Source organism: Pseudomonas sp. KNUC1026 (assembly GCF_021650705.1).
Taxonomy (GTDB): Bacteria; Pseudomonadota; Gammaproteobacteria; order Pseudomonadales; family Pseudomonadaceae; genus Aquipseudomonas.
Map to the genome: position 1 here is coordinate 1319282 of NZ_CP087138.1, position 23516 is coordinate 1342797.

17 protein-coding genes and 5 pseudogenes are annotated in these 23516 nt (G+C 60.3%); 15 read left to right on the forward strand and 7 right to left on the reverse strand.

Features of this window, described 5'->3' with window-relative positions:
* Positions 1 to 279: 279 nt before the first annotated feature.
* The 3 genes from LN139_RS05910 (at position 280) to LN139_RS05920 (ending at position 1559) form a co-directional block, all read left to right on the forward strand.
* A complete protein-coding gene (locus tag LN139_RS05910) occupies positions 280 to 582 on the forward strand; it encodes a translation initiation factor 2 (protein ID WP_236359139.1) in 303 nt (100 codons plus the stop codon).
* Positions 583 to 670: 88 nt separating this feature from the next.
* Positions 671 to 925 (forward strand): YkgJ family cysteine cluster protein, encoded by a 255-nt coding sequence (locus LN139_RS05915; RefSeq protein ID WP_236359140.1) that lies wholly within the window; start codon positions 671 to 673, stop codon positions 923 to 925.
* A 43-nt stretch (positions 926 to 968) separates the two neighbouring features.
* On the forward strand, positions 969 to 1559 hold the full coding sequence (locus LN139_RS05920) for an START domain-containing protein (protein WP_236360297.1): 591 nt from the start codon (positions 969 to 971) through the stop codon (positions 1557 to 1559).
* 48 nt (positions 1560 to 1607) lie between these two features.
* On the opposite strand, the pseudogene gltA reads toward LN139_RS05920, so the two are convergent.
* A pseudogene (gene gltA, locus LN139_RS05925) lies at positions 1608 to 2896 on the reverse strand (citrate synthase).
* Between the two features lie 349 nt (positions 2897 to 3245).
* Here gltA and sdhC point away from each other — a divergent pair.
* The 9 genes and pseudogenes from sdhC to sucD all read left to right on the forward strand — a co-directional run bounded on the left by sdhC (position 3246) and on the right by sucD (position 14614).
* On the forward strand, positions 3246 to 3632 hold the full coding sequence (sdhC, locus tag LN139_RS05930; RefSeq protein ID WP_236359141.1) for a succinate dehydrogenase, cytochrome b556 subunit: 387 nt from the start codon (positions 3246 to 3248) through the stop codon (positions 3630 to 3632).
* Entirely contained in the window at positions 3626 to 3994 is a 369-nt protein-coding gene (gene sdhD / locus LN139_RS05935) for a succinate dehydrogenase, hydrophobic membrane anchor protein (RefSeq protein WP_236359142.1), read from the forward strand. Before sdhC ends, sdhD begins: the two co-directional genes overlap by 7 nt.
* Positions 3995 to 3997: 3 nt before the next feature.
* Complete coding sequence (gene sdhA, locus LN139_RS05940) at positions 3998 to 5770, forward strand: succinate dehydrogenase flavoprotein subunit (protein WP_236359143.1); 1773 nt, start codon at positions 3998 to 4000, stop codon at positions 5768 to 5770.
* Positions 5771 to 5781: 11 nt separating this feature from the next.
* Positions 5782 to 6486 (forward strand): succinate dehydrogenase iron-sulfur subunit, encoded by a 705-nt coding sequence (locus LN139_RS05945; RefSeq protein WP_236359144.1) that lies wholly within the window; start codon positions 5782 to 5784, stop codon positions 6484 to 6486.
* A gap of 215 nt (positions 6487 to 6701) precedes the next feature.
* Positions 6702 to 9534 (forward strand): annotated as a pseudogene (locus LN139_RS05950) (2-oxoglutarate dehydrogenase E1 component).
* Between the two features lie 40 nt (positions 9535 to 9574).
* Entirely contained in the window at positions 9575 to 10798 is a 1224-nt protein-coding gene (odhB, locus tag LN139_RS05960; protein ID WP_236359145.1) for a 2-oxoglutarate dehydrogenase complex dihydrolipoyllysine-residue succinyltransferase, read from the forward strand.
* A gap of 111 nt (positions 10799 to 10909) precedes the next feature.
* Positions 10910 to 12346, forward strand: a complete 1437-nt coding sequence (lpdA, locus tag LN139_RS05965; protein ID WP_236359146.1) for a dihydrolipoyl dehydrogenase — start codon at positions 10910 to 10912, stop codon at positions 12344 to 12346.
* A gap of 218 nt (positions 12347 to 12564) precedes the next feature.
* Positions 12565 to 13730: pseudogene (sucC, locus tag LN139_RS05970) on the forward strand (ADP-forming succinate--CoA ligase subunit beta).
* Entirely contained in the window at positions 13730 to 14614 is an 885-nt protein-coding gene (gene sucD, locus LN139_RS05975; protein WP_236359147.1) for a succinate--CoA ligase subunit alpha, read from the forward strand. The pseudogene sucC and the gene sucD overlap by 1 nt, the downstream one beginning before the upstream one ends.
* 93 nt (positions 14615 to 14707) lie before the next feature.
* Here the strand turns inward: sucD and LN139_RS05980 are convergent.
* The 5 genes and pseudogenes from LN139_RS05980 to LN139_RS06000 form a co-directional block, all read right to left on the reverse strand.
* Positions 14708 to 15474, reverse strand: a pseudogene (locus LN139_RS05980) (class I SAM-dependent methyltransferase).
* 57 nt (positions 15475 to 15531) lie between these two features.
* Positions 15532 to 16317 (reverse strand): sulfite exporter TauE/SafE family protein, encoded by a 786-nt coding sequence (locus LN139_RS05985; RefSeq protein WP_236359148.1) that lies wholly within the window; start codon positions 16315 to 16317, stop codon positions 15532 to 15534.
* A gap of 123 nt (positions 16318 to 16440) precedes the next feature.
* Positions 16441 to 17562 carry a M14 family metallopeptidase gene (locus LN139_RS05990; protein WP_236359149.1) on the reverse strand — a complete coding sequence of 374 codons (1122 nt, stop codon included), beginning with the start codon at positions 17560 to 17562 and terminating at the stop codon, positions 16441 to 16443.
* Positions 17563 to 17632: 70 nt separating this feature from the next.
* Entirely contained in the window at positions 17633 to 18145 is a 513-nt protein-coding gene (locus tag LN139_RS05995) for a DUF4880 domain-containing protein (protein WP_236359150.1), read from the reverse strand.
* A gap of 360 nt (positions 18146 to 18505) precedes the next feature.
* On the reverse strand, positions 18506 to 18793 hold the full coding sequence (locus tag LN139_RS06000; RefSeq protein WP_236359151.1) for a DUF6124 family protein: 288 nt from the start codon (positions 18791 to 18793) through the stop codon (positions 18506 to 18508).
* 146 nt (positions 18794 to 18939) lie between these two features.
* Here LN139_RS06000 and LN139_RS06005 point away from each other — a divergent pair, with 146 nt between their 5' ends.
* From LN139_RS06005 to LN139_RS06015, 3 genes are all read left to right on the forward strand, one after another.
* The gene (locus tag LN139_RS06005) at positions 18940 to 19596 is read left to right on the forward strand and encodes a LexA family transcriptional regulator (RefSeq protein ID WP_236359152.1); all 657 of its coding nucleotides are present in this window, start codon (positions 18940 to 18942) and stop codon (positions 19594 to 19596) included.
* Positions 19597 to 20970: 1374 nt separating this feature from the next.
* Positions 20971 to 21294, forward strand: coding sequence for a hypothetical protein (locus tag LN139_RS06010; protein WP_236359153.1), 324 nt, complete (start codon positions 20971 to 20973; stop codon positions 21292 to 21294).
* A 692-nt stretch (positions 21295 to 21986) separates the two neighbouring features.
* Positions 21987 to 22694: a hypothetical protein gene (locus tag LN139_RS06015; RefSeq protein ID WP_236359154.1), complete on the forward strand. Its 708-nt coding sequence runs from the start codon at positions 21987 to 21989 to the stop codon at positions 22692 to 22694.
* Here the strand turns inward: LN139_RS06015 and xthA are convergent.
* A pseudogene (gene xthA / locus LN139_RS06020) lies at positions 22686 to 23497 on the reverse strand (exodeoxyribonuclease III). The gene LN139_RS06015 and the pseudogene xthA sit on opposite strands and share 9 nt — an antisense overlap.
* Positions 23498 to 23516 lie beyond the last annotated feature (19 nt).

The window sequence follows — 23516 nt, forward strand, 5'->3', positions numbered from 1 at the left end:
TTAGCCCTGGCTTGCCAGCCTCGACCTGAGGGGGGAGCATGGGCGGGTCAGTCAACCGTGGTCGTGGCTCTGTGAAAACACGCATAGTTCTTTTGATCGTTCTGATACTCTCGGCGCCTATGGCCGGGGCTACATCGTTCGCCCAGGCCAGCGCATCGCTGGTGCAACTGCTGTCCGAGGTGGGCAAGGGTGCCACGCCTGCAGTGCAAGTGCCTTTGGATAAAAAGCCCGCTACCGTTGCTGCCGTAAAGAGCAAGCCAGCCGCCGTGGGGGAAAAAGGTGGCCAGCAAAACCGCATCGCGCAAGAAGGCAGATACCGTCGCCAACGAATTGCCCAAGCCCAAGCTTGATCTGAGCCTTCCCAAGGACATGGTCGATACCCTCAAACCCGAGCCCAAGGCCAATGCCACCACGGCGAGGGCCTCAAATCGGCTGCCGGCCATGTTCAGCTCCAAACCTGCGGGCCAGGAAGACTTCGAACTCAACGGAAGGCTGATCAGCAACGAGATGGAGCTGAACCTGCGCAACGATGCACGCAGGGATGTCGAAGGCGCTGCGCTCGACTTCAAGTTCCGCCAGTAACGATGCGTGATCCGAGGTTTCAAACGCCTGTTTGAGGCGTTACTATCGGCGCTGTCGTGGTTTTGACATGCGAGGCTTTCTGACCATCATGCAATGCCGTCCAACGTGCGGGGCTTGCTGCACCGCACCCTCCATCAGTTCGCCCATTCCTGGCATGCCTCACGGTAAGCCGGCAGGCATCGCGTGTGTGCAGTTGCTCAATGACTACCGCTGCGCGATTTTCGGCCAGCCTGAGCGCCCTGCGGTGTGTGCGGGTTTTCGGCCTGAGGCCGAGGTCTGTGGCGACAGCCGTGAGGCGGCTATCCGCCTGATTGGTTGGCTGGAGGCGGCAACGGCGGCATGAGGCCAGGGCTATCTGATCTTCAATAAAAAGGAAAACCCATGAGATCGATTCGCTCCATTGCAGTGCTGGCATTACTTGCTGCCCCCTTGCCCAGGCAGAAGACTGGCAGGTGGCCAAGCAGGCTGACGGTATCACCGTATCGCTCGCCGAAGTGCCCAACTCCACCTTCAAGGCCTATCGCGGAGTCACGCTGATTCACGCCAGCGTTGCGCGCATTCGTGCGTTGCAGGAAGACCTCACCGGTGCCTGCAAGTGGATTCACGAATGCAAGCTGCAGAAGTTGCTCAAGCATCAAGGCAACGAAGCCTGGACCTATGGGCAGTTCGACACTCCCTGGCCGGTTACGCCACGCGACTCGGTGCTGCACGTGATTACTCAGGAAGGCAGCGATGGCAGCCTCACCCGTACGCTGGAAGGTGTGCCGGGCTATGTGCCGGAGGAGAAGGGTTTTGTGCGTGTAACCGAGGTCAAGGGCTTCTGGAAGCTGGTGCCCAAAGGTGCGGACAACACCGAAGTGACGTATCAGGTGCACACGGAGCCTGGCGGCAGCGTGCCGGCCTGGGTGGCCAACAAGTTTGTGGTGGATGCGCCGTTCAACACCCTCAAGGGCCTGAAGGCTGCTGCCGAGCAGTGATGAGCGACAAGGCCGCCTTGCGGCGGCCTTGTGAGGTGTGGCGTTGTGTTACTTGCGTTGCTCCAGCTCGACCATGTCGCGCTGGGTGGCGCCGGTGTAGAGCTGGCGAGGGCGGCCGATCTTGTACGGGCTCGACAGCATCTCTTCCAGTGGGAAATCCAGCCGACGGTGCGTGCCAGGGCGAAGATCACCGTGAACATGCTGGTCGGAATGCCGATCGCCTTGAGGATGATGCCCGAATAGAAGTCGACGTTCGGGTACAGGTTGCGCTCCTTGAAGTAAGGATCGTTCCGTGCGATTTCGTCGAGCTTCATCGCCAGTTGCAACTGAGGGTCGTCTTTGACGCCCAGTTCAGCCAGGACTTCGTCGCAGGTCTGCTTCATCACCTTGGCGCGCGGGTCGAAGTTCTTGTACACGCGATGGCCAAAGCCCATCAACTTGAACGGATCGTTCTTGTCCTTGGCCTTGGCCAGGTACTTGTCGATGTTCGACACATCGCCGATCTCGTCCAGCATGGCCAGCACCGCCTCGTTGGCGCCGCCGTGGGCAGGGCCCCACAGTGCGGCGATACCTGCGGCGATACAGGCAAACGGGTTGGCGCCCGAAGAGCCTGCCAGGCGAACGGTGGAGGTGGAAGCATTCTGCTCATGGTCGGCGTGAAGGATGAAGATCCGGTCCATCGCGCGCGCCAGTACCGGGCTGATCGGTTTGATCTCGCACGGGGTGTTGAACATCATGTGCAGGAAGTTTTCGGCGTACGACAGATCGTTGCGCGGGTACATCATCGGTTGGCCGATGGAGTACTTGTAGACCATCGCGGCCAGGGTCGGCATCTTGGCGACCAGGCGGATCGCGGAGATCTCGCGGTGCTGCGGGTTATTGATGTCGAGCGAGTCGTGATAGAACGCCGACAGTGCACCGACCACGCCACACATCACCGCCATCGGGTGAGCGTCACGACGGAAGCCGTTGAAGAAGGTCTTGAGCTGCTCATGAACCATGGTGTGGTTCTTGACGGTGCTGACGAACCTGGCTTTCTGCTCGGCGTTGGGCAGCTCGCCGTTGAGCAGCAGGTAGCAGGTTTCGAGGTAGTCGGATTTCTCCGCCAATTGCTCGATGGGGTAGCCGCGGTGGAGCAGGACCCCTTTGTCACCATCGATATAGGTGATCTTCGACTCGCACGAGGCGGTGGACATGAAGCCCGGGTCGAAGGTGAACACGCCAGAGGCGGTCAGAGTGCGGACGTCAACGACATCAGGCCCAACGCTGCCAGTTAGAATCGGCAGTTCGACGGGGGCGGCGCCCTCGATGATCAACTGCGCTTTTTTGTCAGCCATGTGGCCTCCTGTTCATGCTACAAATCATCTGAAAGCCCCCACGCAGGGCCCGCACCACTATAGAGCCATAAATCTCAAAGTCAATTTGCGAAAGATTAGCCTTTAGCCGCACTGCGGCGGGCTTTTGCCGCCACAATCGAGGCCATTTACGCCTTTTGCCCGGCTATTGCAATGCGCCGTTCGGGGAGGTTCTTCGCGTTGTCATTAGTATCCTAACTGTCTATACTCGGCGTCCGACCGCCCTGGGCTTTTTTGGCCCGTTCCAGTGGCGTCGTCACTCCCTGGGTGGTGGGTACCTGACCAGTACACTTCCCGACAACTTGCCCTGCTTGCAAGGGGGCTCTTCAGTGTGAAAAAAGCCGTGAATAGCCAACGACCTGTAAACCTAGACCTAAGGACCATCAAACTCCCCGTCACTGCTTACACGTCCATCCTGCACCGTATCTCTGGCATCATCCTGTTCGTCGGCATTGCCATCGCGCTCTACGCGCTGGGCAAGTCGCTGGGCTCGGAAGAAGGCTTCGGTGAGGTGAGGGCGTATCTGACCAGTCCGCTGGCCAAGTTCGTGATCTGGGGGCTGCTCTCTGCCCTGTTGTACCACCTGGTGGCCGGTGTGCGTCACCTGGTCATGGATGCGGGTGTCGGCGAAACGCTGGAAGGCGGCAAGCTGGGCTCGAAAATCGTCATCGTTGTCTCGGTGGTGCTCATCGTTCTGGCGGGGATCTGGGTATGGTAACCAACGTCACTAACTTTTCTCGTTCCGGCCTCTACGACTGGATGGCCCAACGGGTTTCTGCGGTCGTTCTCGCGGCTTATTTCCTGTTCCTGATCGGCTACCTCGTAGCTCACCCGGGGATGGACTACGCCCAGTGGCATGGTCTGTTCTCCCATAACGCGATGCGCATTTTCAGCCTGCTGGCCCTGGTCGCCCTGAGCGCCCACGCCTGGGTCGGCATGTGGACCATTTCCACCGACTACCTCACGCCCATGGCGCTGGGCAAGTCGGCCACGGTCGTGCGTTTCCTGTTCCAGGCGGTATGCGGCGTCGTGATGTTCGCTTACTTCGTCTGGGGTGTGCAGATTCTCTGGGGTATTTGATTCATGTCTAGCATTCGTACACTCAATTACGACGCCATCATCGTAGGTGGCGGCGGCGCCGGCATGCGCGCCGCGCTGCAACTGGCCCAGGGCGGCCACAAGACCGCCGTGGTCACCAAGGTGTTCCCGACCCGTTCGCACACCGTTTCTGCCCAGGGTGGCATCACCTGTGCAATCGCTTCGGCCGACCCGAACGACGATTGGCGCTGGCATATGTACGACACCGTCAAGGGATCGGACTACATCGGTGACCAGGACGCGATCGAGTACATGTGCCAGGTCGGCCCGCAGGCGGTCTTCGAGCTGGACCACATGGGCCTGCCGTTCTCGCGTACCGAGACCGGCCGCATCTATCAGCGCCCGTTCGGTGGCCAGTCCAAGGACTTCGGCAAGGGCGGCCAGGCCGCGCGTACCTGCGCCGCTGCCGACCGTACCGGCCACGCACTGCTGCACACCCTGTACCAGGCCAACCTGAAGAACGGCACCACGTTCCTCAACGAGTGGTACGCGGTCGACCTGGTCAAGAACCAGGACGGCGCCTTCGTCGGTGTGATCGCCATCTGCATCGAAACCGGCGAAACCGTCTACATCCGTTCCAAGGCGACAGTGCTCGCCACCGGCGGTGCCGGCCGTATCTACGCCTCCACCACCAACGCCCTGATCAACACCGGTGACGGTATCGGCATGGCGCTGCGCGCCGGTGTGCCGGTGCAGGACATCGAGATGTGGCAGTTCCACCCCACCGGCATCGCCGGCGCCGGTGTGCTGGTCACCGAAGGCTGCCGTGGCGAGGGTGGCTACCTGATCAACGCCCATGGCGAGCGTTTCATGGAGCGCTATGCGCCCAACGCCAAGGACCTGGCCGGCCGCGACGTGGTCGCCCGTTCGATGGTCAAGGAAGTCCTGGCTGGCAACGGCGTTGGGCCGAACAAGGACCACGTACTGCTCAAGCTCGACCACCTGGGCGAAGAAGTGCTGCACAGCCGCCTGCCAGGCATCTGCGAGCTGTCCAAGACCTTCGCACACGTCGACCCTGTGGTCGCGCCGATCCCGGTCATCCCGACCTGCCACTACATGATGGGCGGCGTTGCCACCAACATTCATGGCCAGGCGATCACCATGGACGCAGACGGCACCGACCACATCATCCCGGGCCTGTTCGCCGTGGGTGAGGTCGCTTGCGTATCGGTCCACGGTGCCAACCGCCTGGGCGGCAACTCGCTGCTCGACCTGGTTGTATTCGGCCGCGCTGCTGGCCTGCACCTGGAGAAGGCACTCTCCGAAGGCATCGAATACCGCGACGCCAGTGACACCGACGTCGATGTGGCCCTGTCTCGCCTGGCTTCGCTCAACGAGCGCAACAGCGGCGAAGACGTCGCCACGCTGCGCCGCGAGCTGCAGAGCTGCATGCAGAACTACTTCGGCGTGTTCCGTACCGGCGAATACATGGAGAAGGGCATCGCCCAACTGGCCGGCCTGCGCGAGCGCATCGCCAACGTCAAGATCAACGACAAGAGCCAGGGCTTCAACACCGCGCGTATCGAGGCGCTGGAGCTGCAGAACCTGCTGGAGGTTGCCGAAGCCACGGCGATTGCCGCCAATACCCGCGAAGAATCCCGTGGCGCTCACGCCCGTGAAGACTTCGAAGACCGTGACGACGAGAACTGGCTGTGCCACACCCTGTACTACCCGGGTGAAAAACGCGTAGCCAAGCGCGCCGTCAACTTCGCGCCGAAGACAGTTCCTGCCTTCGAACCTAAAGTCCGGACTTACTGAGGGTGAACACCATGTTGCAAGTCAGCGTCTATCGTTACAACCCGGACCAGGACACCGCACCGAAAATGGTGGATTTCCAGGTCGACACCGACGGCAAGGACCTGATGGTTCTCGACGTACTGGCCCTGATCAAGGAACAGGACGAAGGTTTCTCGTATCGTCGCTCCTGCCGTGAGGGCGTATGCGGCTCCGACGGCATGAACATCAACGGCAAGAACGGCCTGGCGTGCGTGACGCCGCTGTCTGCCGTGGTCAAGGGTGGCAAGCTGGTACTGCGCCCGTTGCCAGGCCTGCCGGTCATTCGTGACCTGGTCGTCGACATGAGCATCTTCTACAAGCAATACGAGAAGGTGAAGCCATTCCTGCAGAACGACACGCCGGCACCTGCCATCGAGCGCCTGCAGACCCCGGAAGACCGCGAGAAGCTGGACGGCCTTTACGAGTGCATCCTGTGCGCTTGCTGCTCGACGTCCTGCCCTTCGTTCTGGTGGAACCCGGACAAGTTCCTGGGCCCCGCCGCGCTGCTGCAGGCCTACCGTTTCCTGGCCGACAGCCGTGACACCCGCACCAGCGAGCGGCTGGCGTCGATGGACGACCCGTTCTCGGTGTTCCGTTGCCGCGGGATCATGAACTGCGTGAACGTTTGCCCCAAGGGCCTGAACCCGACCAAGGCAATCGGCCACGTGCGTAACATGTTGCTGTCCAGCGGTACCTGATTCACCACGCTGTACCGCCAGTTGCCGGGCGAATGCCCGGCAACTGGCAACATCGGGTGGAGGCTCAAAAGGCCACTGCCTTTACTTTGAAGAAATGAGACCAGCAGGGGCTTCCGGGCTGGTACCCGGAACATCTGTGGGAACCTTGGCAGTTCGCGTGAGCGAGCAGGCGGGGATTTACCCGGATGATGGCCCCTAACCGAGGGTGACCAAGCATGCAAGAAAGCGTGATGCAGCGCATGTGGAACAGCGCCCACCTTTCAGGTGGTAACGCTGCCTATGTGGAAGAGCTCTATGAGCTTTACCTGCACGACCCTAACGCTGTGCCAGAAGAGTGGCGCACCTACTTCCAGAAGTTGCCCGCCGACGGCAGCACCGCCCCCGACGTTTCCCACTCGACCGTTCGCGATCATTTCGTCCTGCTGGCAAAGAACCAGCGCCGCGCTCAACCGGTATCGGCCGGGAGCGTGAGCAGCGAGCATGAGAAGAAGCAAGTTGAAGTACTTCGGATGATCCAGGCCTTCCGGCTGCGTGGCCACCAGGCGGCCCAGCTGGACCCGCTGGGCTTGTGGCAACGGCCCGCACCGGCAGACCTGTCGATCAATCATTACGGCATGACCAATGCCGATCTGGATACGACCTTCCGTACCGGCGACCTGTACATCGGTAAGGAGGAAGCAAGCCTACGCGAAATTCTCGATGCCTTGCAGCTGACATATTGCCGCACCATCGGCGCCGAGTTCATCCACATCGTCGATTCCGAGCAGCGCGGCTGGTTCCAGCAACGCCTCGAGAGCGTGCGCGGTCGTCCGGTGTATTCCTCGGAAGTCCAGGGCCATGTGCTCGAGCGTGTCACCGCAGCCGAGGGCCTGGAAAAGTACCTGGGCACCAAGTACCCCGGCACCAAGCGGTTCGGCCTGGAAGGCGGCGAGAGCCTCATACCGCTGCTGGACGAAGTGATCCAGCGCTCCGGCTCCTATGGCACCAAGGAAGTGGTTATCGGCATGGCCCACCGCGGCCGCCTCAACGTGCTGGTGAACACCTTCGGCAAGAGCCCGCGCGAGCTGTTCGACGAGTTCGAAGGCAAGAAGAAGGTCGAGCTCGGTTCCGGTGACGTCAAGTATCACCAGGGCTTCTCCTCGAACATCATGACAACCGGTGGCGAAGTCCACCTGGCCATGGCGTTCAACCCGTCGCACCTTGAAATCGTTTCGCCTGTGGTGGAGGGCTCGGTACGTGCTCGCCAGGACCGTCGCAATGACAAGAGCGGCGAAAAGGTCCTGCCGATCAACATCCATGGCGATGCGGCATTCGCAGGCCAGGGCGTGGTGCTCGAAACCTTCCAGATGTCGCAGACCCGCGGCTTCAAGACCGGCGGCACCATCCACATCGTGGTCAACAACCAGGTCGGCTTCACCATCAGCAACCCGCTCGATGCGCGCTCCACCGAGTACGCCACCGACGTTGCCAAGATGATCCAGGCGCCGATCCTGCACGTGAACGGCGATGATCCCGAAGCCGTACTGTTCGTCAGCCAGTTGGCCGTCGACTACCGCATGCAGTTCAAGCGCGACATCGTGATCGACCTGGTGTGCTACCGCCGCCGCGGCCACAACGAGGCCGATGAGCCGAGTGGCACCCAGCCGCTGATGTACCAGCAGATCGCCAAGCAGCGCACCACTCGCGAGCTGTTCGCCGAGCGCCTGATCACCAGCGGTGCGCTCAGCACCGAGGCGGTACAGGCTCAGGTCGACGAATACCGCAACGCGCTGGACAACGGCCTGCACGTGGTCAAGAGCCTGGTCAAGGAGCCGAACAAGGAACTGTTCGTCGACTGGCGCCCCTACCTGGGCCACACCTGGACCGCTCGCCATGATACCCGCTTTGACCTCAAGACCCTGCAGGAGCTGTCCGGCAAGCTGCTGACCATCCCTGAAGGCGTCGTGGTTCAGCGCCAGGTCGCCAAGATCCTCGAAGATCGCCAGAAGATGCAGGCCGGTGGCTTGCCGATCAACTGGGGTTACGCCGAGACCATGGCCTACGCCACGCTGATCTTCGAAGGCCACCCGATTCGCCTTACCGGCCAGGACGTTGGCCGTGGCACCTTCTCGCACCGTCATGCGGTGCTGCATAGACCAGAAGGACGCCACCAGCTACGTGCCGATGACAAACCTGTTCGAGGGCCAGCCCTCGTTCCAGCTGTACGACTCGTTCCTGTCGGAAGAGGCGGTGCTGGCGTTCGAATACGGCTACTCGACCACTACGCCAAATGCGCTGGTGATCTGGGAAGCCCAGTTCGGTGATTTCGCCAACGGCGCGCAAGTGGTGATCGACCAGTTCATCACCAGCGGCGAGCACAAGTGGGGCCGCCTGTGTGGCCTGACCATGCTGCTGCCACACGGTTATGAAGGGCAGGGCCCCGAGCACTCCTCGGCACGCCTTGAGCGTTACCTGCAACTGTGCGCCGAGCACAACATCCAGGTGTGCGTGCCCACTACGCCAGCACAGATCTACCACCTGCTGCGTCGCCAGGTCATTCGCCCGCTGCGCAAGCCGCTGGTGGTGCTCACGCCCAAGTCGCTGCTGCGCCACAAGCTGGCCGTGTCGACTCTGGAGGATCTGGCCGAAGGCTCGTTCCAGACCATCATCCCCGAGATCGATGCCCTGGACCCGGCCAAGGTCGAGCGCCTGGTGCTGTGCAGCGGCAAGGTCTATTACGACCTGCTGGAAAAACGCCGTGCCGAAGGCCGCCAGGACATCGCCATCCTGCGTGTCGAGCAGCTGTATCCGTTCCCTGAAGACGACCTGGTGGAAATCCTTGCGCAATACACCCAGCTCAAGCATGCGGTGTGGTGCCAGGAAGAGCCGATGAACCAGGGGGCCTGGTATCAGAGCCAGCATCACTTCCGCCGTATCCTGGCCAGCCACAACAAGGCGCTGGTGCTGGAATACGCCGGCCGTGACGCTTCGGCCGCGCCAGCCTGCGGTTATGCGTCGATGCACGCCGAGCAGCAGGAAAAACTGCTGCAAGATGCCTTTACTGTCTAACGCCTTCGAGCAAACGAACCCGAATTAAGGAATCCCTGCAATGGCTATCGAGATCAAAGCCCCCACCTTCCCGGAATCGGTTGCCGATGGCACCGTGGCGACCTGGCACAAGAAGCCGGGCGAAGCGGTCAAGCGCGATGAGCTGATCGTCGACATCGAGACCGACAAGGTCGTGCTGGAGGTCCTCGCCACCGCTGACGGCGTACTGGGCGCAATCGTCAAGAATGAGGGTGATACCGTGCTCTCGGACGAAGTCCTGGGCTCGATCGAAGCAGGCGGCGCTGCCGCGGCTCCGGCTGCTGCCGCACCTGCTGCTGCCCCTGCAGCTGCAGCGTCTTCTCCAGCTGCCGCCGACGAAGACGCCATCGGCGCACCTGCAGCACGCAAACTGGCCGAAGAAAACGGCATCGCCCTGTCGAGCATCAAGGGCACTGGCAAGGATGGCCGCGTGACCAAGGAAGACGTGGTCGCGGCTATCGATGCGAAGAAGAACGCACCGCAAGCGGCCGCCAAACCGGCCGCACCTGCCGCTGCAGCACCTGTGGTTCAAGGCGCGGGCGACCGCACCGAGAAGCGTGTACCGATGACCCGCCTGCGCGCCAAGATTGCCGAGCGCCTGGTCGAGGCTCAGTCGAACATGGCCATGCTGACCACCTTCAACGAAGTCGACATGACCGAAGTCATGGCCCTGCGCTCGAAGTACAAGGACCTGTTCGAGAAGTCCCACAATGGTGTGCGCCTGGGCTTCATGTCGTTCTTCGTCAAGGCCGCTACCGAGGCGCTCAAGCGCTACCCGGCAGTCAACGCCTCGATCGATGGCAACGACATCGTCTATCACGGTTTCGCCGATGTCGGTGTCGCTGTCTCCAGCGACCGCGGCCTGGTGGTTCCGGTGCTGCGCAACGCCGAGTCGATGAGCCTGGCCGAAATCGAGAACGGCATCGCTACCTTCGGCAAGAAAGCGCGTGACGGCAAGCTGGCCATCGAAGAGATGACCGGTGGCACCTTCACCATCACCAACGGCGGCACCTTCGGTTCGATGATGTCGACCCCGATCGTGAACCCGCCGCAAGCTGCGATCCTGGGCATGCACAACATCCTCCAGCGTCCGATGGCAGTCAAAGGCCAGGTGGAAATCCGCCCGATGATGTACCTTGCTCTGTCTTACGACCACCGTTTGATCGATGGCAAGGAAGCGGTAACCTTCCTGGTGACCATCAAGAACCTGCTCGAAGACCCGGCGCGCCTGCTGCTGGACATCTAAATCAGTGACAAGCTGCAAGCTCGAAGCTGCAAGCGGGTGCGCTCGGCACCCATGCATTGCGCTTCGGCTTGCCGCTTGAAGCTCGAAGCTTGCAGCTATTAAGGAACGAATATGACTCAGAAATTTGACGTAGTAGTGATCGGTGCCGGCCCTGGTGGCTACGTCGCCGCGATCAAGGCTTCCCAGCTGGGCCTGAAGACCGCGTGCATCGAGAAATACACGGACAAAGACGGCAAGCAGGCGCTGGGCGGTACCTGCCTCAACGTCGGTTGCATCCCTTCCAAGGCATTGCTCGACAGCTCCTGGAAATACAAGGAAGCCAAGGAAAGCTTCAACGTTCACGGCATCTCCACCGGTGAGGTGAAGATGGACGTGGGCGCGATGATCGGCCGCAAGGCCAACATCGTGAAGAACCTCACCGGCGGTGTGGCCACTCTGTTCAAGGCCAATGGCGTGACCTCCATCGAAGGCCACGGCAAGCTGCTGGCCGGCAAGAAGGTCGAAGTCACCAAGCCCGACGGCACCACCGAAGTGATCGAGGCTGACAACGTCATCCTCGCCTCCGGTTCGCGCCCGATCGACATCCCGCCGGCCCCGGTCGACCAGAACGTCATCGTCGACTCCACCGGCGCGCTGGAATTCGCGGCCGTGCCGCAACGCCTTGGCGTGATCGGTGCCGGTGTCATCGGCCTGGAGCTGGGTTCGGTCTGGGCCCGCCTTGGCGCTCAGGTCACCGTGCTCGAAGCGCTGGAAACCTTCCTGATGGCCGCAGACACCGCGGTTTCCAAGGAAGCCTACAAGACCCTCACCAAGCAAGGCCTGGACATCAAGCTGGGCGCTCGCGTGACCGGCTCCAAGGTCAACGGTGACGAGGTCGAAGTGACCTACACCGACGCCAACGGCGAACAGAAGATCGTGTTCGACAAGCTGATCGTTGCCGTCGGCCGCCGCCCCGTGACCACCGACCTGCTGGCTTCGGACAGCGGCGTGGACATCGACGAGCGTGGCTTCGTGTACGTCGACGACTACTGCGCCACCAGCGTGCCGGGCGTTTACGCCATCGGTGACGTGGTGCGTGGCCTGATGCTGGCGCACAAGGCGTCGGAAGAAGGCATCATGGTTGTCGAGCGCATCAAGGGCCACAAAGCCACCATGAACTACGACCTTATCCCGTCGGTGATCTACACTCACCCGGAAATTGCATGGGTCGGCAAGACCGAGCAGTCACTGAAGGCCGAAGGCGTTGAAGTCAACGTTGGCACCTTCCCCTTCGCCGCCAGCGGCCGCGCCATGGCCGCCAACGACACCGGTGGTTTCGTCAAGGTCATCGCTGATGCCAAGACCGACCGCGTACTGGGTGTGCATGTGATTGGCCCAAGCGCTGCCGAACTGGTGCAGCAGGGTGCGATCGGCATGGAATTCGGCACCAGTGCCGAAGACCTCGGGATGATGGTGTTCTCCCACCCGACGCTCTCCGAAGCCCTGCACGAAGCAGCCCTGGCCGTGAATGGTGGTGCCATTCACGTCGCCAACCGCAAGAAGCGTTAACAAGAAGAAACCACAACGGTACCTTGCCCGTCGTTCGCCGCCCAGGCGGCGAACCGCGGAACGGATATCGGACTCGACCTTGCAGTGCCAGGCATGCTTTGGGTGAACCACGCGATCCCTGAGCCTTGCCAGACGCTGCAAACGGAAGTCACAGGTGGCGCGGCACCCCACGGGGCGCAGCGCCGAAAGCGCAGTACCTAACGAAGACGGTAAAAAGCATGAATCTTCACGAGTATCAGGGTAAGCAGCTGTTCGCTGAGTACGGCCTGCCAGTATCCAAGGGCTACGCAGTAGACACCCCCGAGGCCGCCGCTGAGGCGTGCGACAAGATCGGTGGCAGCGAGTGGGTCGTCAAGGCTCAGGTTCACGCCGGTGGCCGCGGCAAGGCCGGTGGTGTGAAACTGGTCAAGAGCAAGGAAGACGCCAAGGCTTTCGCCGCCCAGTGGCTGGGCAAGCGCCTGGTGACTTACCAGACTGATGCCAATGGCCAACCAGTCACCAAGATTCTGGTCGAGTCCTGCACCGATATCGCCAAGGAGCTGTACCTGGGCGCGGTAGTGGACCGTTCGACCCGCCGCATCGTGTTCATGGCCTCCACCGAAGGTGGCGTGGACATCGAAACCGTTGCGCACAACACCCCGAGAAGATTCTCAAGGCCACCATCGACCCGCTGGTCGGCGCACAGCCGTTCCAGGGCCGCGAGCTGGCGTTCCAGCTGGGCCTGGAAGGCAACCAGATCAAGCAGTTCACCCAGATCTTCGTGGGCCTTGCCAAGCTGTTCAAGGACTACGACCTGGCCCTGCTGGAAATCAACCCGCTGGTCATCAAGGCTGACGGCAACCTGCATTGCCTGGATGCCAAGATCAACATCGATGCCAACGCCATGTTCCGCCAGCCCAAGCTGCGCGAGTTCCACGACCCGTCGCAGGACGACGCCCGTGAAGCCCACGCTGCGAAGTTCGAGCTGAACTACGTAGCGCTGGAAGGCAACATCGGCTGCATGGTCAACGGCGCAGGCCTGGCCATGGGCACCATGGACATCGTCAACCTGCACGGCGGCAAGCCGGCCAACTTTCTGGACGTTGGCGGCGGCGCGACCGAAGAGCGCGTGACCGAAGCGTTCAAGATCATTCTCTCCGACAGCAACGTGCAAGCCGTTCTGGTGAACATCTTCGGCGGCATCGTGCGCTGCGACATGATCGCCGAAGGCATCATCGGTGCGGTCAAGGAAGTGGGCGTCAAGGTTCCTGTGGTCGTTCGCCTGGAAGGTAACAACGCTGAGCTGGGTGCCAAGGTCCTGGCTGAGAGCGGTCTGAACATCATCGCGGCAACCAGCCTGACCGACGCTGCGCAACAAGTCGTCAAAGCCGCGGAGGGCAAGTAATGAGCGTTTTGATCAACAAAGACACCAAAGTCATCTGCCAGGGCTTCACCGGTTCGCAGGGTACTTTCCACTCCGAACAAGCCATCGCCTACGGCACCAAGATGGTTGGCGGCGTAACCCCGGGCAAGGGTGGCAGCACTCATCTGGGCCTGCCGGTGTTCAACACCGTCAAGGAAGCTGTCGAGGCCACCGGCGCCGACGCTTCGGTCATCTACGTTCCGGCTCCGTTCTGCAAAGACTCGATTCTGGAAGCTGCCAACGGCGGCATCAAACTGATCGTGTGCATCACCGAAGGCATCCCGACCCTGGACATGCTGGACGCCAAGGTCAAGTGCGACGAACTGGGCGTACGCCTGATCGGCCCTAACTGCCCGGGCGTCATCACCCCCGGCGAGTGCAAGATCGGCATCATGCCTGGCCATATCCACTTGCCAGGCAAGGTCGGTATCGTGTCGCGTTCCGGCACCCTGACCTACGAAGCTGTCAAGCAGACCACCGATGCAGGCTTCGGCCAGTCCACTTGCGTGGGCATCGGCGGCGACCCGATCCCTGGCTCCAACTTCATCGACATCCTCAAGCTGTTCCAGGATGACCCGAAAACCGAAGCGATCGTGATGATCGGCGAAATCGGTGGTTCGGCCGAAGAAGAAGCGGCTGCGTTCATCAAGGCCAACGTTACCAAGCCGGTGGTTTCCTACATCGCTGGTGTAACCGCTCCGCCCGGCAAGCGCATGGGCCATGCCGGTGCGATCATCTCCGGTGGTAAAGGCACTGCTGACGAGAAGTTCGCTGCGCTGCAAGACGCAGGCGTCAAGACCGTCCGCTCGCTGGCCGACATCGGCAAGGCACTCGCCGAGCTGACCGGTTGGGAAGTGAAGAAGTAAGTTCTGACGAACCTGCTGATTCAGACAAAGGCCACCTTCGGGTGGCCTTTGTCGTTTTTGCCTCGATGAAGCTTGCACGGTGATGAGCAGGCTTCAGCGCCGGGACCAGGCGTACGCTTGTGTCTGATAGGGAAAGGACACCTGTTGCTTGCCCCTGAGTTCCGGGTGCGTAGCAACCAGCTCTCGGAGTTGCCCTGCCACCAAGGCCTGCTCGGCCGGCGGCAGTGCGGCGATGAAACTGACCGACAGGAAACGGCCCACGATCACCTCTTCGGGCGTGCCTTCATGGCGGTGCTCCAGGGTGGTAGCGCGCTCGTTATCGAAGTAGCGGCCATCGAAGGCTTCGCGCCATTGTCCGGTGTGGAAGCGGGGTGCGTCGCCCTCATAGGGGGTGATGATGCGAGTGATCTGGGCAACCCAGTCGACCGACTCATCACGTACGTTCCATACCAGGCCCAATTTGCCTTCGGCACCAGCACTCGATGAAACTCGGCAAGAGCCTCGGTGCTGGCGAACCAGTGAAAGGCCTGGGCGCAGGTGACAACCTTGACGGTGCCGTCACCCAGTGGAAGCTGCTCGGCAGTGCCGTCCATCACCGGCACTTTAGGCAAGGCCAGTGACAGCTCCTCACGCATCTTTGCCACGGGCTCGAGCGCGGTTACGTCTGCCCCGAGCCCGGCCAGCAAGCGTGTGAACTTGCCTGTACCGGCCCCCACATCCAGTACGCGCAACGCTGGCGCTATACCCAGTTCCTGTTCAAGCCAGGGCTCCAGGGCTTTTGGATAGTCGGGGCGGGAGCGTGCGTACTGGTGAGCCTGGGCAGTAAAACCGCGCTGGGCAGCATCGTGAATAGTGTGCATGGCGAAAGCTCCGAGTGAGGGCTTGAGTGTTCGACCACCACCCAGGCCCGGGGTGCCTTACGCCATCATCTTCACGCCAATCAGGGCCAGCATGACCGCCAGGAACGGCCGGAGGAACGTATCGGGTACTCGCCCGGCCATGTGGCTGCCCATCCAGATACCGGGCAACGAACCGAGCAGCAGATGGCCGAGCAAGGGCCAGTCCATGTTGCCCATGCTGGCATGGCCAAGGCCTGCGACCAGGGTGAGCGGTACTGCATGGGCGATTTCAGTGCCGACCAGCCGCCGCGTAGGGAGAAAGGGGTAGAGCAGAAACAGCCCGACGGTTCCTAATACGCCGGCACCGATGGAGGTCAACGAAACCATTACGCCGAGCAACACGCCCGTGACCACGGTCAGCGCGTTCAAGGTAGCGGGCGTCAACACCGGGCGGTCACCGGCATGCCGGCTGGCAAGCTTTTGCAGCCAGGGTTTGAGCAGGATGGCGACTGCAGTGAGCAGCAACACCACTGCAAGTGCCTGCTTGATCAGGCTGTTGAGCGCCTTGGCATCGCCCGGCAGGTGCTGCAACGCCCAGAGGGTCAGGGCTGCGGCCGGGACGCTGCCCAGGCTCAGCCAGCCGGTAATGCGCCAGTCGATATTGCGATGGCGGCTGTGAACCCACACGCCGCTGCACTTGGTGATCGCGGCGTAGAGCAGGTCGGTCCCCACCGCTGTGGCAGGGTTGATGCCGAACCACAACAGAATAGGGGTCATCAGCGAACCCCCACCGACACCTGTCATTCCAACGATGAAACCGACCACCAGGCCTGCGAGGGTGAAACCGAGCAACGCTGTGTCCATCATCCCATCCGTACGGCTAATTCCACGCCGCGTTAGCGCGGCGGCGGCGCAGGATAGCAATTTTGCCTGGGAGCGGTGATAACCATGCGTTCTTAGCTTATGCCTGATGGTGGGGTGGCCCGTTTAGCGTAGGTCCCCCAGCAACTGACTGATCACATGCAGTACATCGCCCCCCAGGCGTGCCGAACGAGCCCCATTCCAGCCGGTTTGAGGCGAGGGGGCGTCATCATGATCCTTGAAGGGCATTTCGAGAGTGAGGGCCAGGCAGTCGTAGCGCTGCCCGACAGCGTGGCATGCCAACGCAGGATTCGCCTTCCCCGGTGCGCTGCGGGGATAGCCGTGGACCTGTTGAAAATCACGGGTCTGCTCGCAGAGCAGGTCGCGAAAGCGCGACTCCAGGCCCGCGAGCCGCGGCGTGTAACCGGGGTTGCCTTCACAGGCAGCGGTGAATACGTGCGGGATGGCTTCGTCACCGTGGGCGTCAATGAACAGGTCCACGCCGTTGAGCTGCATCTGCTGGTGGGCAAAGTACACCTCAGGCGCCTGTACCGGGTCTGGATCTTGCCAGGCTCGGTTCAGGTCCACGCCATGGAAATTAGTGCGCAGGTGGCCAAGGAATGCGCCGTCAGGGTTCATGTTCGGGATCAGGTAGAAGGTTGCCTGGCTGAGCAGGGCTTCGCTCGAGGCGCTGCTGTCCAGCAGCCGTTCCATCAGCCCTTCCATGAACCACTCGGCCATGTGCTCGCCCGGGTGTTGCTGTGCGATCACCCAGATTGCCAGCGGGCCGCTGCCCGCACGCAACAACTCGATGGGCCGCCCTTGGGCGCTGCTGCCTTCGGCGTGCAGGGCCGCTCCTCCTGCCAGAGCGCGTTGGATCAGTTCGGCATGGCGGGTACGGGTGTAGGGTTCGAAGTAGGCCACCGACAGGGCTTCACCGGTGGGGTGGGCCTCTATGGTCAAGGCCTGGCCATCGTACTGGGTAGGTACGCGGAACCAGTCCTGGCCGTTCTCGCTTGCCACGGCCCGATAGCCCGGCCAGCCGTCGTTGAAGGTGGCCTGGCCCGCGTTTTCGAGCACGAATCGATAAGGCTGGCCAGGCTCCAGGCCGGTCGCCCGGAAGTGGAACCACTGCAGGTGCGGGCTGTTTGTGTCAGGGCGGATGGCCAGGCGCAGGGCTGCTGGATCGGAAAGGTCGCGAACTTCGATGTTGCCGCTGTCGAAGCGGGCATCTACTTGGATGGGCATGAAAGATTCTCTAGGAAGCGGCGAACTTCCTTATAGGAGCTTGCGGGCCCGGCAGCAAGCGCAACGGTGCTCAGGAGCTGAGCCAGCTCAACAGCATCAGCGCGACCAACCCGGCGATCCAGCCACCGAGAGAGGCTTTGCGCCGCGCTTGCAAGTGAGCGCCGCCTGCCATCAGTGCCTGTACGGGGCTCAGCAGGCTGCGCCACAGCAGCTCGGTCTGATGAAACGCTTGCAGGTGCCCCGGTTGGGCATCCAGCCAGCGCCTGAAGTCGATACGCTCGCTGGGTGTGACGGCTGGATTCTGCAAGCGCGTGTACCAGGCACTGGCCTGCGTCGAGCCTGTTCGTTCGAGTTGGCCAAGCGTGTTCAGTACGCAGGTGAGGTCAGCTTCGACGCGTTCGGGGGTAACGCCCAGATGCTGGGCGATTTCCGCAAAACCCAGGCTATCCAGACGTGCCAGCAACAGCACTTGGCGCTGGCGCCGGGGCAGGGCGCGAAGAGCATGTGGCAGGGATGCGTTGCCAGATAATGAGCCAGGGCGACGCTGTAGCCAGCCAGGCAGAGGCGTAAGTGAACGGGCCATCAATGTGCTCCTGCGAAAAGGTCCTGCCGAGAGCCTAGTTAAGTCGAGAATCATTCTCAACCGATATTGAATCGCTGATCGTCGGAATCTATGAGAAAGGCGGCACTCCCAAGGGAGACAGCTTGGAAACATCGATGACGCCTTGATATCATGCGCGCATCGAGCGACTTCATTTAGCCTGATGAAGAGAAAAAAGACCCGGCCAAAGAGCCGGGTCAATAACCGTGATTAGCCTGATGAGGAGATAATCTGAAAACCCGACCAAGAGTCTTCAGGTTACCAACCGATCTCGCGACCAGTTGCGAGCAATAATAATCGTTATCATTTGAGGGTCAAGTGATTTCGACCTTTCTGTCGTTTTTATTTCCCCTCTGTCGTTTTCAGCCGCACCTCTTCCGCGTCCAGTGCGCTATCGACCAACGCTCTGGCCATTCCGACCATGTGCACTACCGCCATCGCCATATCCCGCGGAACGCCGCGTAGCTGATCTGCCGACTCATAAGCAGTAGCGCAAGCGCATTTGAGCAGTTCGCTCGCATGATTCAGGGCCTCCTGGTGCTTGAGGCCTGGCCGAACCTGCAAAGGAAGGGGTGGGCGGTGGGCTCGGGTTTGAAGTAATGATCGAGTGCGCGCTGCGTGGCGGCGCATCGATGGGTGGAAGAGTGGGATTTCATGGTATTGCCCTGCACGTGTTCAGCGAAGCGGACAGCATATAGCCTTATGTAATTGTTACTCGCCCTGTAATATTACAGTTTGTAATCAGCGCTGCAGGTGCTTGCAGTTAAGGTAGCGCCATGGACGAATGGATAACGATGGTCAAACGCGGCATGCGCGAGCAGCGCCTGACGCAGGAGCGGCTGGCCGAGCGCGTAGGCGCTTCGCAGGCTGCAATCAATCATTGGCTGAGCGGGCGCCGTGAACCCGGCCAGGCCATGATGAATCGGATTCTGCGTGCGGTGGGCCACCCCGAAATGGAGGTAGTTACAGTGCTGCGTGCCGCTGAGGCGCGTGCCACCTACGACACCGCCGTACAGTGTGCAATGGCTTTGGAAGATGGGGTGTGGCGCTACCCGTGCCTGAGCTGGGAGGCACTGGCGCAGCCTGATTTCAGCGAGTGCAAACCCTTGCGCTGGCTTGCCAGTGACTATCAGGCCGTGGGAACGGCATGTTGGGTCTGTGTGGCCACCGAGGCCATGCTTGCGCCTGTAGGTCTATGCGTGCCGGTGGGCAGTTGGGTTCTGGTAGACACGGGCCTGGCCCCGGTCAACGGGCAGCTGGCGGTGGTGCGGCCAGCCTCGGGCGGCCTGCCCAGGCTGCGACAGTGGGTGGAGGAGGGCGATACGGTGTGGTTGCGGCCACTGAACCCCACCTGGCCTACCGAGCAGGTTGCCCCGGGTTGCATACCGTGCGGGGTGGTGGTGAGATCACAAGCGTTGTGGGAAAAATCCTGAATGCACTGAGGGGAGCCTAGGCTCCCCTCAAAGGTATTGCGTGCGCTCTTGTTATTATGGCGATTGGGCTGTCGTCGTTATTGTTGCCTGCCTCGCAGTGGCCTTGCGGCCGGCCCTCATTCAGGGCCAAGAGCAAACGTATTTTTTTGAACGCTCGAACCGTTTCACACCGAGGTGGCCGAACCGGGCTGCTGATACGCAGTTTTGTTGTTCTGGGTCGGGCTCGGGAAACCTCCCGAGAAACGCCTGCATTCGTCAAAAAAATCTGTTGGCTTCGGATCTGCCGTCGTTGTTCTTGTTATGCCAGAGCCGTTCATGTTGTTTTTATTAGGGGTGGTGCTTTTTCTTGTTCTTGTTGTACGAGTGATAAAGCAGATGGCGTGCCAACTTTATAAAATTCTTTAAATTCAACAGGTTGGGTTTTTTGCGTTCCTTAGGGGTGCGACGTTGCGCCGCAGAGTGTTCCCGCGTTACCCGTTCCAGGTGCTGAGCCGGTAACACCTGTTTCCGTGCTTGGGGGCTCTAGCACGGGTGTTGGATGTGAACAATCGCTTCAGGTCATTCATGGCGCAGATTCTTGAAGATTCTAAGCTGGCCCAGCGCGGGGATCGTTCGGCAGGTCACTGAAGCAGGGCGCTCCTCTGGCCCTGGGGCCTATGGTGCTCCGTCGGCTATCCCTGTCGAGAGGGCACTCAGGCTTACCTTGTGCTGCACGATTCAGGCTTGGCCATCGAGAAGGGCAATATCTGCATGCTGCCCCGATAAGTGCGTGGTAGAGCGGTTTTATTCAGCGGCATAAACATCTGAAAAAAAGTTGGAAAAAGACCTAAAGTTATCGTGGCCGCTGCCGCTATGCACGGTATGACACTTGTGCGATTCCAGATCAGGAATCACGCTGAAAAGGATTTCAGCGCCCGTTCAATAGTTGACAAGGAGCCGTCCATGCCTCTCTTCCCAATCTGCGATTTCCTGCGCTCATTGATACTCATCAATGGATCTGCTACCTCTTCGTGTTTTGATAGTTTGCCGCCAGGCTAAACTTGCGCCTGGGCGATCTACGCCTATCCGCACTATTTAAAGACACTCTTCAATCCACGGCTGAAATGGATTTTGGCCCCTTTGTTCACAAGGAGCGTGCCATGCCATTCGCATGTCCACCTTACAACGTGCCTGACGCTTTATCAGCCACCCCAAACATGCCCATCCCCATGGGCAAACTCCACCCGTGCAGTTCTATGCCTGTGCGATTGCGGCGTCGTTGGCGATCAATCTTGCGCATTGCCTGAATTTCAAGTTGCAACACCCATGCCGGGCTGCACGCGCAGCGCACGGGCGGGCTCGGCTATTCCTAGAAAAGTAAAAAGGAGTTTCATCATGACTGCAGTCAATCTTACTTCGGCTTCTGTAGGCAACGTCGCCTCGAGCGCGCCAAGTTCAGTTAAAAGCAATATGGCGCACAAGGAAAAGCTTCAGGCTGCGCAAGTGTCGTCGAACACGGCAGCGCCGAAACCGAGTTACAAAGTTGACCTTTCGGAAATGTCGCGTCGCATGTCAGGCGGTGAGCAGGTGGAGGGAGGCAAGGAAACCGAGGGGATGGATATGCAGAAGATGGTTCAGCAGATGCAGCAGATGGCGAAGGTGCAGAAGGCTAAGCAGATAGCTGGTTCGATCGCGGGCGTGTCGAAGTCATTCACTTGAAGCTCTAGCGGAGCATTCGTGCCCGGGGACTGAATTATGGTCACTGCCGGTGCAGAGCTGCTAATTATCAATGGTTTCGCTAGCGACTATTCGCGGGTGTAGGCCTTACAGTCGCAGCATTATGAGAGGTGGTCTGAATGAAAAGGGTAGTTCTTTTGGTAGTAACGGCGCTTGTGGCTGTCGCGGGAAGTTCTGCATCAGCCAAGTGCGCGAATATGAATATTTCCGGAAGCGGCTACAGTATTCCGCCGGGGAGTGAGCGTATCGTATATGGGCCGATGAATATCACATGCTTGACCATGGTTAACTTAAAATTTTCGGATCTGTCAGGTTCGTCTGGTGGTTCGAATAAACTTAGGCACGTAATTGAATACAGTTCTGGTAGCGTATGGAGTCTGTATTCTGAGAGGGTTTCGACGGGTACTTCCAGCATGGATCGTAGCTTCTTTCCTGACAAGCCAGGGCAGTATCGTTATAAGGTTTTTAATATTGGATCTACTGAAGTCAGTAACTGGCGCATGGAAGGGCGCATGCCTCTTTACTCAATTCCTGGCACGTAATGGGTTGAGATGCCATTAGTGTCTGATGGCGGTCGGTGGATAGGCCGTGTCATGGGATAAAGACTCATGGCACGGCAAAAGAATCGAATGCATGAGGGATCCCATATGCCTCCTATAAGTGCTGTATCAACAATGCTCGACAGCCTGGCAACAGGCTACCTCAAGAGCGTCTACACCCCTGGAAAACATGAATCCTTCCAAGTCAAAATTGGCGATAAAACCGGGGAGGGTGGCGTATTAAGTGGCGTGCTGAGCGAAAAAGACCATGCGCAATTTCAGAGCATCATCAAAGGCCTGAATGTCAAGGATGCCAGCTACAGCGAGATGTCGGAAGTCTACCGAAAGCTGGGTGCGGCTGGGTTGATTTCGGAAAACGACATACTCAGCAGTTTCATGGGTTCATCCGAACATGACGCGGGAGGTTCTCAGGTCAATGCCGGCGCCAAGTACGACCAGTGGCAGTACCACAAGGACGGCTTGGCAAGTTATGCCGACCCCATGTTTTCTGAAACCCGCGAGCGGGCGCTGAACACCTTCAAGCTGATGGCAGCTATCGCCAATGCTTCGCCGGTGACTGGGCAGACGGTCGCTAGAGAGTCGGTATCTGCACAAGACCGTGAGCAGGCCGTTCAGGTCGACCTTTCTGAAGAAGCGCGCCGACGTGCTAGGAAAGAGGATTACGGCATCGATGATCGTGAGCCTGATGAGGCCAAATTCATGAATGACCTGATCGAGCAGATGCAGGAGATGGCGCAGGCTGCAAAAACAGCTCAGAACACCCAGGCCGCCGACGCCGCCACCGCAGCCTCGGCGCCCGCACCTGTCCCGCCTTCACCCTAGCTCTACCCAGATCGGCGCATGGTCCGAAGGCTTTTCCATCCCTCGCAGTTCGTAATCCACCCCCGCGGCCTTCACCCGTGGCAACAGCCCGGTGGAGGCCATGATCAGGTCGATGCGCAGGCCGCGTTTGGGGGCGTCTTCGAAGCCGCGGCTGCGGTAGTCGAACCAGCTGAAACGATCGTTCACCTCGGGGTTGAGGTGGCGGAAGGTGTCCACCAGGCCCCAGCCCTTCAGACGGGCCATCCACTCGCGCTCCTCAGGCAGGAAGCTGCATTTGCCGGTTTTCAGCCAGCGCTTGGCGTTGTCGGCGCCAATACCGATGTCACAGTCTTCGGGGGAGATGTTCACATCGCCCATTACCACGAGTGCCTGGCTGGGCTGGTACTGGCTTTCAAGCAGGGTTTGCAGGTCCTGGTAGAAGCGCTGCTTGGCGGGGAACTTGGTGGGGTGGTCACGGCTTTCGCCTTGGGGAAATACCCGTTCATGACCGTGACCGGTTGGCCGTTTTCGTCCTCGATGGTGGCATAGATGAATCGGCGTTGAGCTTCTTCCTCGTCGCCTGCAAAACCCTTGTGCACGCTCAGTGGCGCCTTACGCGAGAGCAGAGCGACACCGTAGTGGCCTTTCTGCCCATGGTAGTGAACGTGGTACCCCAGGGCCTGCACTTCAGCTAGAGGGAATTGATCGTCAGAGACCTTTGTTTCCTGCAGGCCGATCACGTCGGGCTGGTGGGTTTCAATCAAAGCAGCCAGTTGATGAGGGCGTGCGCGCAGGCCGTTGATATTAAATGAAACAATTTTCATGGCAGGCGGCCTCGGGATA